At 66.8% G+C, this 12,621-nt stretch carries 12 protein-coding genes; 6 read left to right on the forward strand and 6 right to left on the reverse strand.

The features are described from left to right. The first annotated feature begins 270 nt into the window (after window positions 1-270). Complete coding sequence (gene argG / locus LGN19_RS09735; RefSeq protein ID WP_031399031.1) at window positions 271-1,605, forward strand: argininosuccinate synthase; 1,335 nt, start codon at window positions 271-273, stop codon at window positions 1,603-1,605. Window positions 1,606-1,875: 270 nt separating this feature from the next. Beyond that, window positions 1,876-2,373, forward strand: a complete 498-nt coding sequence (locus LGN19_RS09740) for a shikimate kinase (protein ID WP_226214278.1) — start codon at window positions 1,876-1,878, stop codon at window positions 2,371-2,373. A gap of 33 nt (window positions 2,374-2,406) precedes the next feature. Here LGN19_RS09740 and LGN19_RS09745 read toward each other — a convergent pair whose 3' ends face one another. The 3 genes from LGN19_RS09745 to LGN19_RS09755 form a co-directional block, all read right to left on the reverse strand. Then, entirely contained in the window at window positions 2,407-2,772 is a 366-nt protein-coding gene (locus LGN19_RS09745; protein WP_226214280.1) for a nuclear transport factor 2 family protein, read from the reverse strand. Window positions 2,773-2,899: 127 nt separating this feature from the next. Continuing rightward, window positions 2,900-4,210 (reverse strand): MFS transporter, encoded by a 1,311-nt coding sequence (locus tag LGN19_RS09750; RefSeq protein ID WP_226214282.1) that lies wholly within the window; start codon window positions 4,208-4,210, stop codon window positions 2,900-2,902. Window positions 4,211-4,435: 225 nt separating this feature from the next. Beyond that, entirely contained in the window at window positions 4,436-5,518 is a 1,083-nt protein-coding gene (locus tag LGN19_RS09755; protein ID WP_226214284.1) for a tartrate dehydrogenase, read from the reverse strand. A gap of 108 nt (window positions 5,519-5,626) precedes the next feature. Between LGN19_RS09755 and LGN19_RS09760 the strand changes: the two genes are divergently transcribed. Next, complete coding sequence (locus LGN19_RS09760) at window positions 5,627-6,535, forward strand: LysR substrate-binding domain-containing protein (protein ID WP_226214285.1); 909 nt, start codon at window positions 5,627-5,629, stop codon at window positions 6,533-6,535. Between the two features lie 325 nt (window positions 6,536-6,860). Here the strand turns inward: LGN19_RS09760 and LGN19_RS09765 are convergent, their stop codons facing one another. From LGN19_RS09765 to LGN19_RS09775, 3 genes are all read right to left on the reverse strand, one after another. Then, window positions 6,861-7,856, reverse strand: a complete 996-nt coding sequence (locus tag LGN19_RS09765; protein ID WP_226214286.1) for a LysR family transcriptional regulator — start codon at window positions 7,854-7,856, stop codon at window positions 6,861-6,863. Window positions 7,857-7,949: 93 nt separating this feature from the next. Further along, window positions 7,950-8,369, reverse strand: coding sequence for an ATP--cob(I)alamin adenosyltransferase (locus LGN19_RS09770; RefSeq protein ID WP_226214287.1), 420 nt, complete (start codon window positions 8,367-8,369; stop codon window positions 7,950-7,952). Window positions 8,370-8,494: 125 nt separating this feature from the next. Continuing rightward, entirely contained in the window at window positions 8,495-9,295 is an 801-nt protein-coding gene (locus LGN19_RS09775) for an AraC family transcriptional regulator (protein WP_174958260.1), read from the reverse strand. A gap of 180 nt (window positions 9,296-9,475) precedes the next feature. Here LGN19_RS09775 and LGN19_RS09780 point away from each other — a divergent pair, with 180 nt between their 5' ends. The 3 genes from LGN19_RS09780 to LGN19_RS09790 all read left to right on the forward strand — a co-directional run bounded on the left by LGN19_RS09780 (window position 9,476) and on the right by LGN19_RS09790 (window position 12,314). Beyond that, window positions 9,476-10,102, forward strand: a complete 627-nt coding sequence (locus LGN19_RS09780) for a LysE family translocator (protein ID WP_175221717.1) — start codon at window positions 9,476-9,478, stop codon at window positions 10,100-10,102. A 13-nt stretch (window positions 10,103-10,115) separates the two neighbouring features. Further along, window positions 10,116-10,877 carry a class I SAM-dependent methyltransferase gene (locus tag LGN19_RS09785; RefSeq protein WP_226214288.1) on the forward strand — a complete coding sequence of 254 codons (762 nt, stop codon included), beginning with the start codon at window positions 10,116-10,118 and terminating at the stop codon, window positions 10,875-10,877. A gap of 447 nt (window positions 10,878-11,324) precedes the next feature. Then, entirely contained in the window at window positions 11,325-12,314 is a 990-nt protein-coding gene (locus LGN19_RS09790) for an AraC family transcriptional regulator (protein ID WP_226214289.1), read from the forward strand. Window positions 12,315-12,621: the final 307 nt, after the last annotated feature.

Below are 12,621 nucleotides of genomic sequence, written 5' to 3' on the forward strand. Positions count from 1 at the left end.
CCGGCACCCTGACGGCAACAGCCTCGCGCTTCGGCCGCTCCGGCCCCGGAAATACGGCCCTCGGCCGGGCGCGTCGATGCCTGTTTCTGCCGCGATTTCGCCCCGGCTTGCGCGGCGTTCTCCGCCCGGTTAACCGCCCGTCAGGCCCGCCGCGACAGGCCCGACGACGGTTCCGCACGAAAATCAACCCTTGCCCCAACCTCCCGGACAGCCGATACTCGCATATTCCGCGAAATACGATCCCACCGGCTTCAATCCACGGTAATTCCTATGAGCACGATTCTCGAAAGCCTCCCGACCGGCCAGAAGGTCGGTATCGCCTTCTCCGGCGGCCTGGACACCAGCGCAGCGCTGCACTGGATGAAACTCAAGGGCGCCGTCCCGTACGCATACACGGCGAACCTCGGCCAGCCCGATGAAGACGATTACGACGCGATCCCGAAACGCGCGATCGAATACGGCGCAGCCGGCGCCCGCCTGATCGACTGCCGCGCGCAGCTCGTCGCCGAAGGCATCGCCGCGCTGCAAAGCGGCGCGTTCCACATCACGACGGCCGGCGTCACGTACTTCAACACCACGCCGATCGGCCGCGCCGTGACGGGCACGATGCTCGTCGCCGCGATGAAGGAAGACGGCGTCAACATCTGGGGCGACGGCAGCACGTACAAGGGCAACGACATCGAGCGCTTCTACCGCTACGGCCTGCTCGTGAACCCGGATCTGAAGATCTACAAGCCGTGGCTCGACCAGACGTTCATCGACGAGCTCGGCGGCCGTGCCGAAATGTCCGAATTCATGAACCAGGCCGGTTTCGCGTACAAGATGTCGGCCGAGAAGGCCTACTCGACCGATTCGAACCTGCTCGGCGCGACGCACGAAGCGAAGGATCTGGAAAGCCTCGAAAGCGGCATCAAGATCGTGAACCCGATCATGGGCGTCGCGTTCTGGCGCGACGACGTGAAGATCGCCGCTGAAGAAGTGACGGTGCGCTTCGAAGCCGGCCAGCCGGTCGCGCTGAACGGCGTCGAGTTCACCGACCCGGTCGAGCTGCTGCTGGAAGCGAACCGCATCGGCGGCCGCCACGGCCTCGGCATGAGCGACCAGATCGAGAACCGCATCATCGAAGCGAAGAGCCGCGGCATCTACGAAGCCCCGGGCCTCGCGCTGCTGTACATCGCGTACGAACGTCTCGTCACCGGCATCCACAACGAAGACACGATCGAGCAGTACCGCGAGAACGGCCGCCGCCTCGGCCGCCTGCTGTACCAGGGCCGCTGGTTCGACCCGCAGGCGATCATGCTGCGTGAAACCGCGCAACGCTGGGTCGCGCGCGCGATCACCGGCGAAGTGAAGATCGAACTGCGCCGCGGCAACGACTACTCGATCCTGAGCACGAAGTCGCCGAACCTCACGTACCAGCCGGAACGCCTGTCGATGGAGAAGGTGGCCTCGACGTTCTCGCCGCGCGACCGGATCGGCCAGTTGACGATGCGCAACCTCGACATCACCGATACGCGCGACAAGCTGCGCGTGTACTCGCAAGTCGGCCTGCTGACGCCGGGCGAAACATCGGCGCTGCCGCAGATCAAGGGCGACGACAAGTAAGTCGCAATACGCCCGAGGCCGGGCTGCATCAATTGCAGTCCGGTCGGGCAGGCCGTGTGTGCGCTGGCGCATATCGCGGCCTGCCGGTTGTTCCGCTTACCCCTTCCCGCCTTTCCCGTCGCGACCGCGTGCTCCCGCGGGTTCCCGCGCATCGACGTCGCAGCCTCCTGCTACGCGAGCTGTCACCCTCCCCGTCCTATCGCGCAAACACTGCTGCAACGCGGCCGCAATCGTGGCAAGCTGCGATTCGTCCGATCTATGCGCAGCCTCATGCCCTCGCTCACAGTCATCCATCTGAACGGCCCGATCAACAGCGGCAAGACGACGATCGGTCTCGCGCTCGCCCGCGTGCTGCCCGATGCGCGCTTCATCGACGGCGACGATCACGATGCGCCTGAACACGCACCGTTCGACGTGCAGTGGGCCATCGCGCTCGAACGTCTCGTCACGCAGATCGCCAACGCACGCGAGCGTTATCTGGTCATCGCCTATCCGATCGGCGAAACGGAGTTCGAGCGGCTGCGTGTTGCCTGCGATGCGCGTGCTGCGCGGTTGTTCGTCGTGACGCTCGCGCCGCCTGAAGCGATCGCGTCGTCGAATCGCGGCGCCCGCGCGCTGACGGACTGGGAGCGCAACCGGATCGCCGAGATGTATCGCGAAGGCTATGCGTCGCGTGCGTTCAGTGATCGTTTCCTCGATACGTCGCGCGCATCGGCCGATGCGTGCGCGCAGGAGATTGCGCGAAGCATCGAGGCGCCCGGGACCTAGCGGTGCCGCAGAAGGAACGACGCTGCCGACACGTCACGCCGCGTAGTGCGCGAAGGCTTCCCGCACGCGATGATCGGCGCCGAAGCGGAACACCTCGACCGCACCGCGCCCGTTCGCGCCGCGATAGTGAATCGCAACGCTGTCCACGCCCGCCAGCGCCGAGATGAACTCGAAACGCAGTTCAGGGATCAGTTGCAGCGCCTTCGCCCAGTACGCCCGCACCGCGTCCTTGCCGTGCAGGCACCCGCTCGGCTCGCCGGCGATCCGGACGATCATCGGCGAATGCATGACGAACGCGTCGTCGTAGTGCGACAGGATGCGGTCGAGATCGTGCGCATTCCACGCGTCGATCCATTCCTGTGCGAAGTGTTGCGCGAATGCATCGGTGATCGGTTCCATCGGGTTCGCCGTCTCCCTGTCGTCGAACGCGGCCTGCATGCCGGCCCGCGAGCACGAGTGTAGCAGCGGCCGTGGCGCCCGCCTGCAGCCGCCTGGTTCGACACGCGTACGCCAACGAACCGCACCGTCAATGATGGTGCTGCACGCCCGACACGACCTGCTCGCGCGCGCCCTTGCGACTCAGCATCAGCGTGACGACCGCTGACACTGCGAGCGTGCCCGCCACCACATAGAGCCCCGCGGCATACCCGCCCGTGACGTGCTTCAGCCAGCCGATCGCGAACGGCCCGACGAACCCGCCGAGATTGCCGATCGAGTTGATCATCGCGATTCCCGCGGCCGCGCCAGCGCCCGACAGGAACGCGCTCGGCATCGCCCACAGCGGCGCCTTCGCGGCGCTGATGCCGATGTTGACGACGACCAGCGCGAGCACGGTCAGCAGCGCGGTGCTCGCCTGCCCCGCGAACACGAAGCCGATGCATGCCAGCACGCACGGAATCACAACGTGCCACGTGCGTTCGCCGCTGCGATCCGAATGCCGCGCCCACCCAATCATCGCGACGACGGCGGCGATGCTCGGAATCCCGGTGAGCAGGCCCGTCTGCAGCGCGGTGAAGCCGAACTGCTTGACCATCAACGGCGCCCACAGGCCGAGCGTGTACAGCCCCGCCGACGTACCGAAGTAAATCAGCGCAAGCGCCAGCACACGCGGATCGCGCAGCGCCTGCCACGCGCCAGCCGTATGCCCGGCATGCGTGTGGCGCACATCGGCTTCGGCTTTCAGCTTCGCGACCAGCCAGTCGCGCTCGTCCGCGCGCAGCCAGGTGGCCTGCGACGGCGAATCAGTCAGGCACCTGAGCACGACGAAGCCGAGCACGACCGCCGGCAGCGCTTCGATGACGTACAGCATCTGCCAGTCCGCGAGCCCGAACATCGGCGGCATCTGCATGATCGCGCCCGACAGCGGCGAACCAATCGCGGTCGAGATCGGCGCGGCCGCCATGAACCACGCGGCGGCCACCGCGCGCTGCTTCGCGGGGAACCACAGGCTCAGGTACAGGATGATGCCGGGGAAGAATCCGGCTTCGGCCATGCCGAGCAGGAAGCGCAGCACGTAGAAGCTCGTCGGCCCGGACGCGAAGGCGGACACGGCCGACACGATTCCCCACGTGATCATCACGCGCGCGATCCAGATGCGCGCGCCGACGCGATGAAGAATCAGGTTGGACGGCACCTCGAACAGGAAGTAGCCGATGAAGAACAGGCCGCCGCCGAACCCGAACGCAGTCGGCGACAGGCCGATCGCCTTGTTCATCGTCATCGCGGCGAAGCCGACGTTGACGCGATCGAGAAAGCTGACGAAGTAAAGCAGCATCACGAACGGAATGATGCGCCACATCAGTTTCCGCGCGACGCGGGTTTCCAGATCCGCTTGCATGTGTCTCCTCCTTCGAGGTCGAGCCGTCGAGTCGTGCTCGGTGTATGAATGCTCGCCGGCACCGCCGCGAAGCGCGCGGGCCGGCGCCCGGCTCGCGTCGGATGCGCGAGTCGCGGGCTGGAAAACGGAGTGATGATGAACGGGCGACGGCCGGTTACCGGTTACGCGCGCGCGCCGCCACTAGCCGCAATGTCGCGGCCCGCCGGCACATCACCTCCGTTGTCGTCAGGCTGCGACTGCCGCGTTCGCGACGCGCTCGCAGACGGCCGCCGTCACCTGCGCGGTCGTCGCGCTGCCGCCGAGATCGCGCGTATGCAGCGACGGGTCGGCCGTCACCGCTTCGATCGCCTGCATCACGCGCGCGGCCGCCTCCGTTTCGCCGAGGTGCTCGAGCAACATCACGACCGACCAGAACGTGCCGACCGGATTCGCGAGCCCCTTGCCCATGATGTCGAACGCGGAGCCGTGGATCGGCTCGAACATCGACGGATAGCGGCGCTCGGGATCGATGTTGCCGGTCGGCGCGATGCCGAGGCTGCCGGCGAGCGCGGCCGCGAGATCGCTGAGGATGTCCGCGTGCAGGTTGGTCGCGACGATCGTGTCGAGCGACGCCGGCCGGTTGACCATGCGCGCGGTCGCCGCGTCGACGAGTTCCTTGTCCCACGTCACGTCGGGAAATTCCTGCGCGACCTGCTTCGCGATCTCGTCCCACATCACCATCGCGTGCCGCTGCGCGTTGCTCTTCGTGATCACGGTCAGCAGCTTGCGCGGGCGCGACTGCGCGAGCCGGAACGCGAAGCGCATGATGCGTTCGACACCGGCGCGCGTGAGGATCGACACGTCGGTCGCGGCCTCGATCGGATGCCCCTGATGCACGCGGCCGCCGACACCTGCATATTCGCCTTCGGAGTTCTCGCGGACGATCACCCAGTTCAGGTCGTCGGGCCCGCAGCGCTTCAGCGGCGCGTCGATGCCGGGCAGGATGCGCGTCGGGCGCACGTTCGCGTACTGGTCGAAGCCCTGGCAGATCTTCAGGCGCAGGCCCCACAGCGTCACGTGATCGGGCACGTCGGGGTCTCCTGCCGAGCCGAACAGGATCGCGTCCTTGCCGCGCAATGCGTCGAGGCCGTCGGCCGGCATCATCGCGCCGTGCTGGCGGTAGTAATCGGCGCCCCAGTCGAAATCCTCGAACTCGAACGCGAAGCGGTCGCTGGCGCGGGCCAGCGCTTCCAGCACCTGCTTGCCGGCCGGCACCACTTCCTTGCCGATCCCGTCGCCGGGAATCGTTGCGATACGGTAGGTCTTCATGCGCACATCCTCGATTGATCGTCAGCGTGGAAGCACTTTACCGAACCAGAAGTGCAAGAACCGGTGCTAGACTCAAAGCATCTTTAACTTCAATTCATGAATCTCGTCATGGCGGATACCGTCCAGCCAGCCGATCTCGGCTTCTTCTCGACGCTCGCCGCATCCGGCAGCCTGAGCGCGGCCGCGCGAGAACTCGGGTTGACCGCGGCGGCCGTCAGCAAGCGGCTCACGCAGATGGAGCGGCGCGCGGGCGTCACGCTCGTGAACCGCACGACGCGGCGGATGATGCTGACGCCCGAAGGCGACGTGTATCTCGACTACGCGCGCCGGATCCTCGACCAGATGGACGAACTCGGCGAACTGCTCGGCAGCGCGAAGCAGCGCCCGAAGGGGCTGCTGCGCGTGAACGCGACGCTCGGCTTCGGGCGCAACCAGGTCGGCCCCGCGATCTCGCGCTTCGTCGCGCGTTATCCGGAAGTGTCTGTGCAACTGCAGCTGTCGGTGATGCCGCCGCCGCTCACCGACGACGCGTTCGACGTGTGCATCCGCTTCGGCGAGCCGCCCGATACGCGCGTAGTTGCGCGGCGGCTCGCGCCGAACCGCCGGCTGCTGTGCGCGGCGCCCGCGTATCTCGCACGGCACGGCACACCCGGCACGCCGCACGACCTGACGCGGCACAACTGCATCGGCATCCGGCAGGGGGACGAGCGTTACGGGATTTGGCGCCTGACGAGCGGGCGCGGCACGGCGCGCAATACGGAAGCCGTGCGGATCAACGGCAACCTGACGACGAACGACGGCGAGATCGCCGTGAAGTGGGCGCTCGACGGGCACGGAATCCTGATGCGCGCGGAATGGGATCTACGCGACTATCTCGCCGACGGCCGCCTGGTCGTCGTGCTGCCCGACTACGAAACGCCGAGCGCCGACATCTATGCGGTGTATGCGCAGCGTCATCAGATGTCCACGCGGATTCGGGCGTTCGTCGATTTTCTGGCGGGGGAGCTGGCAGGTTGAGCGGGGCGCAGGAAACGACGCACGTCGATCCGCGAGAGACAGGCGTGCAGCCCGATCAAAAGAGCCAATATTTCAGCTATTTCGTCAAAAATCGCCAGAATATTGGCACATTCATATGAACCGGCAGTCGCGCGAATCCGCGCGCGGTTTCCGCCGACCGCTTCCCCAGGACAACCCGACGCGCTCACCGACAGCTTCCGCAACATCGTCGGCTAATGGGGAACACTGGCGACGAGATTCGGGCTTCCCGACCGCGAGCAGGAACGCATGGGCCCCGCATTCCACCTTGCGAATGCTTGAACGCGCCTGATTCGAGGCTCGCCGATCAAGCGGCGGCCATCTGGGCATCCACCTGATCGACCCTGTCCGTGGCATCCGTCATCGGCCGCCACACCCGCGTGGTGACCATGCCCACATGATCCCCCACCGCCGCCTCGAACCGCTCCGCGATCCAGTCGACGAACGCGCGCACGCCGGGCGACACATGCGGACGCTTCACATACACCGCCGACACGGGCAGCGCCGCCGGCGGCCACCGCGACAACACTTCCCGCAGTTGCCCCGCGTCGATCAACGGCTGCGCGGCGACGCGCGGCGGCTGGATCAACCCGAGGCCATGCGCGCCGCAGGCCAGATACGCGTGCTCGTCGTCCACGCTGACGATCCCGTCGAGCCGCACCTTGCGCACCGCGCCATCGACGAGAAAATCGAGTTCGGCCGTACGCTGGCCCGGATTGGACGACGCGCTGACCGCTCGATGCACGGCCAGGTCGTCGAGCGTGCGCGGGGCGCCGTGTCGGTCGAGATACGCGGGGCTCGCGCACGTCACGCGCTCGAGCATGCCGAGCCGGCGCGCGACGAGCGACGAATCGGGCAGCTCGCCGAGCCGGACGCTGCAGTCGATCACGTCGCCGACGCGATCGGCCACACGGCCGGACACCCCCAAACTCAGCACCAGATCGGGATGCCGTGCATGAAACCCGCCGAGCGCCGGCAGCACGATCGCGTCCGCGACCGCCGCCGGCAGCTCGACGCGCAGCGGCCCGCTCGGATGCAGCGCGGCGCCGCGAATGCTGGCTTCGAGCTCGTCGACGTCCGCCGTGATGCGCACGCAGCGCCGGTAATACGCGTCGCCTTCGGGCGTCGCGCGCAGCGCACGCGTCGTACGCACCAGCAACGGCATGCCGAGTGCCGTTTCGAGTTCCTGCACGGTCCGCGTCGCGGTGGCGCGCGAAATGCCGAGCGCCTGCGCCGCACGCGTAAAGCTGTTCATTTCGACGATGCGCGTGAAGATGCGCATCGCGCGGATCGGATTGTCCACCCGACACCCCTGCATGTTTGCCGCATGCCACGGCGCGCTCGCGCACCGTGCATGCGTATCGAGGAACGCCGCGCCGCCGGCGCGGCAGACGGTTCAGACGTTCGCCGTCACGGCACCGCGCGCCGGTTCGGCGAGCAGTCGCTGCGCCAGCGCGAGCGCGTCGTCGCGGGATTCCGTCGCGTTCAGCGGATAGCCCCATACCTTCTCGAACGCGCCCGAGAAGGCGTTGAGCGCCACGCGCCGCGACGCGTCCGGCTCGATCGCGATCATCGCGGGGATCCATTCGCGCGACTGCGCGCGGTTGGCCTTGCTCCACTTCGCAAGCTGCTTGCGCAACTCGTGATCGTCCGCGCCGCGATCGTCGCCGGACGGCGCGTCGTCGGTCAGCAGAACGAACGGTTCGCGACGCGCCAGCAACGCGTCGAGTTCGGCGATCAGACGGGCGGGATCGGTGTGCGTCGAACCGGTATAACGCAACCAGACAAACGGGAATTCGGTCGTGACGATCTGCATGTTGGCCTCCAGATGAGAACGATTCTCATTTTATGGATCGAGGCCCATCGCGTCATTTATCGTCCCGGCCAACCGCTTGCTCAATCCGGCCAATCGCGTACAACGGGCGACGCGGACGTCGACGTTCAGCGTTGCCGGTCGGTCAGGTACTGGGTCGGCGACTTGCCGGTCGCCTTGCGGAACATCGTCACGAAGCTGCTCGCGCTCTCGTAGCCGAGGTCGATCGCGATCTGGTGCACGCGGCGGCCGGTCGTCAGCATCCGCAGCGACAGCGCGACGTGCAGCCGCCGGCGCCAGTCGCCGAGGCTCATCCCGAGTTCCTTGGCCGCGAGCCGCGTCAGGCTGCGCTCGCTGATGCCCGCGCGCCGCGCGAGTGCGGGCAGCGGCGACTTGTCGGCCGGGTCGTCGAGCAGATGGTCGACCAGCTTGCGCAGCCGGCGATCGACCGGCATCGGCAGGTACAGATCCTCGACCGGCGCCGCGACGAGTTCGTCGAGCAGCGTCGCCATCAGCCGCCCCTGCGGCCCGTCGACGTCGTACAGGTTCGGAAAGCTCGCCGCCTTCAGCAGCAGTTCGCGCAGCAGCGGCGACACCGACAGCGTGCAGCAGCGCGCAGGCAGGTCGAGTGCGGCGTCCGGTTCGACCAGCACCGCGTAGAACGTCGCGCCGGCCGAGCCGCGCGCCGCATGCGGGACATCGCCCGGAATCCACACCGTGCATTGCGGCGGCGCGCTCCACACCCCGCCGTCGATCTCGCAGTAGATGACGCCGCTCAGCGTGTAGAGCAGTTGCGCCTGCGGATGGCTGTGCCGCTCCAGCCGCCATTCGGGCTCGACGACCGAGCCGCCGAACACGACGAGCGGGCGCGGCACGTGGAAGACGTCGTCATCCGCGGCGGGATCGGTGGTCGGTGGAAGCTTGCGCATGAAACGGTGGGCGATGGAGGAAGCCGGACGCGCTACCCGCGCGCCCTTTCGTGCTTATACCAGAAAGGCGCCGGCGCGGCCCTGCCGTCGGGCGGGTGCCCGTGCCACCTCAGCAGCCGCACGCCGAAGCGAATACAATGCCCCGATCCCCCGTCGCTGCGCCCACCTGCCGGAGCCGCCATGTTCGACCTGACCACGCTGACCACCTTCACGGCCGTCGTCCTGGGCCTGTTCCTGATCCCCGGCCCCGCCGTGCTGCTGGTGCTGAGCCGCACCGTGCAGGGTGGCCGCAAGACCGGCATCCTGACCGGCCTCGGTGTCGCGAGCGGCGACTTCGTGCATACGCTGTTCGCGGCCGTCGGCCTGTCGGCGCTGCTGATGACGTCGGCGCTCGCGTTCAACGTCGTGAAGGTGGTCGGCGCCGCGTACCTGATCTACCTCGGCGTGCGCGCGCTGATCGAGAAGCCGTCCGATCCGTCGCTGCCGAGCGTGTCGCCCGTCACGCCGCTCAAGGCGTACCTGCAGGCGATTCCCGCCGAAGTGCTGAATCCGAAGACCGCGCTGTTCTTCCTGGCGTTCATGCCGCAGTTCGTGCATCCGGAACGCGGCTCGACGTTCGTGCAGTTCACGGTGCTCGGGCTGATCTTCGTCGTGCTCAGTTCGCTCTACACGACGCTGATCGCGTGCTCGATCCGCCCGCTCGGCCGCATCGTGAAGCGGCTCACGTGGCTCACGCGCTGGCAGGGGAAGATCATCGGCTCGATCTTCATCGCGCTCGGGCTGCGCGTGGCCGTGCAGCAGCGCTGACGCACGCGGCCGCATGACGTCTGCCGCGGCGCCCGCCGGCGAAGCCCTCTATACCGACCCGCGCCTCGTCGCGGTCTACGACCTGTTCAACGCGGGCGATCGGGATTTTGCGTTCTACGCAGCCTCGATCGGCACCGCGCGGCAACGCATCCTCGATCTCGGCTGCGGCACCGGCACGTTCGCGCGCCGGCTCGCGGCAGCCGGGCACGACGTCGTCGCGATCGATCCCGCGCCGGCGATGATCGACTACGCCCGACGCCAGCCATGCGCCGATGCCGTGCACTGGCTCGCGTGCGGGCTCGACAGCCTGCCGCCCGGCGCGCCGTTCGATGCGGTCGTGATGACCGGGCATGCGTTCCAGTGCCTGCTGACCGACGCCGAGATCGACGCGACGCTGCGCGGCGTGCGGCGCGTGCTCGCCCACAGTGGCCGCTTCCTGTTCGACACCCGCAATCCGCGCATCGCGCCGTGGCGTGCATGGACGCCAGAGCATTCGGCACGCCGCGTCGAATCGCGCGAATCGGGCATCGTCGATCTTCATCATGCGGTGCGCTCGGCAGACGGCGCGATCGTGACGTTCGACACGCACTACCGCTTCGATCGCGACGACACGTTACTGACGAACACGAGCCGGCTGCGCTTCATCGCGCAACCCGACCTGCACGCGCGCGTGACGGCAGCCGGTTTCGCATCGGTCGACTGGTTCGGCGACTGGCAGCGCACACCGTTCGACGAAACGACCAGCGCGGAGATCATCGCGATCTGCCGCGCGTGAGTGTCGTGGCCAACGGCTTCCGGACATTGCATCGAGGTGTTGCTTCCGAAACAGATGATGCCAACCCGTCATCGAGCGAATGCGGTACTACGCGGCCAACAACGCCCGGCATGAACAGGTCGAGCACCCGACTCGCGGCCCGCTGTTCGAACGCCGGGGAACATGCCCATCGTTGCGTGGACATCGGGCACCTCGTCATGGCGACTACGCTCTCCTGAATCCGTGCCCGGATTCATCAGACGAGCACCGCATCGAAGCGCCACGCGTCAGCCAACACAACGGGCAACACAAGGTCTGGCTCTCCTGTAACATCGGCGAGGAAGCGATCAGGCGCCCCCATCACCGCGCGGGCCGACATCAAGCCTGGACAAGCGCCAACGGCCGCGAGCCAGCCCACGCCAGAACGCGCGAGCGATCCGTCAGGACCGACGACGATGGAGCGAGTCGATGAGCACGTCCGTATCGAGAATTGCCGACAATCTCTTGCAGGCCGAGCACCTCATGCTCGCCAGTGAAGACCCGGATGCTGTCGTACGCGGCTGTGCCGAAGCGCTTCGCCCGCACCAGCTCGTGCTGAGGCGCCGGCATGGACGGATTGCCGCGCGTCTTCATCACCTGCCAATGGGGCCGTTATCGCTCAGCCGGTTGCTTTACGGTGGCGATGTCACCATCGTACCGGCCATGCCGGAAGAAGACACGTTCATCGTTTCGATCCCGCTGGGCGGGAAAGCCAGTTTCTCTTATGGTTCGTCGATGGCCCCCTTATCCAGGGGGTGCGGCACGATCGTCGGACCGTACCACGACTTCAGGCTCGATATCGGCGCGAGTTTCGACCAACTCATGCTGCGTCTGGATAGACGGCGAGTCGAGTCGGTTTGCGCGAGCATGCTGGGGAAGACCACATTCGAGCCCGTGCATTTCAATCTTTCATTAGTCGACCTGCCCACGCCGTGGCTGACGCTCATTGAAACCGCCGTGGGCCTGACCGCACTCGCCAATGCGCAAGCTCACCCGCGGCTGTTCGTTCAGATCGAGGAGCTGTTGATCGAAACGCTCCTTCTGGCACAACCCAACAATTTCAGCGCGTCGATCAACGCGAATCAACAGCGCGCGCCTGCTGCACAGATCCGGAGGGCCATGACCTACATGCTCGAGCACCTTGGCGAGCCCGTCAGGCTCAGCGAAGTCGCCCGCGAATGCAACGTCAGCCTGCGCAGCCTGCAACTCGGCTTCCAGCGCGATCTTGGCGTGACGCCAGCCCAGTGGCTGCGCACCCGGCGCCTCGAACACGCGTACGAATCGCTTGCTTTCGCCGCACCGGGCAGCACTTCCGTGACGGATGTCGCGCTCCAATGCGGCTTCTCCCATCTTGGCGAGTTCTCTACCCACTTCAAGCGTCGCTACGGAAAGAATCCCTCTGAAGTCCTGAACAAATAGGCGCGATCAGGCACCTGCTTCTGCCCTCTTCCTCTGAACGCAGCTGCACTGCGCCCCACGTCGCGCGTCGTGAGCCACAAATTCGGCCTGACGCGACGTCCTCCCCTATGCCCGCCCTGTGTCGCTCCCGGCTCAACAGGACGATGCGTCCAGCCGCATCCATCACGCTGCTGCGAATTGCGCGATTCCGATAGCAAGTCTTCGCGTTTCCGCTAGTTCACGGATTTCCGGCCACCTACCCTGTCTTCAGAAATTGCGCACCTGGCTGTTCCGGCCGACCACCGCTGAAACGGCATCGCAATCCTCC

The organism is Burkholderia sp. AU30198 (assembly GCF_020419825.1).
Lineage (GTDB): Bacteria > Pseudomonadota > Gammaproteobacteria > Burkholderiales > Burkholderiaceae > Burkholderia.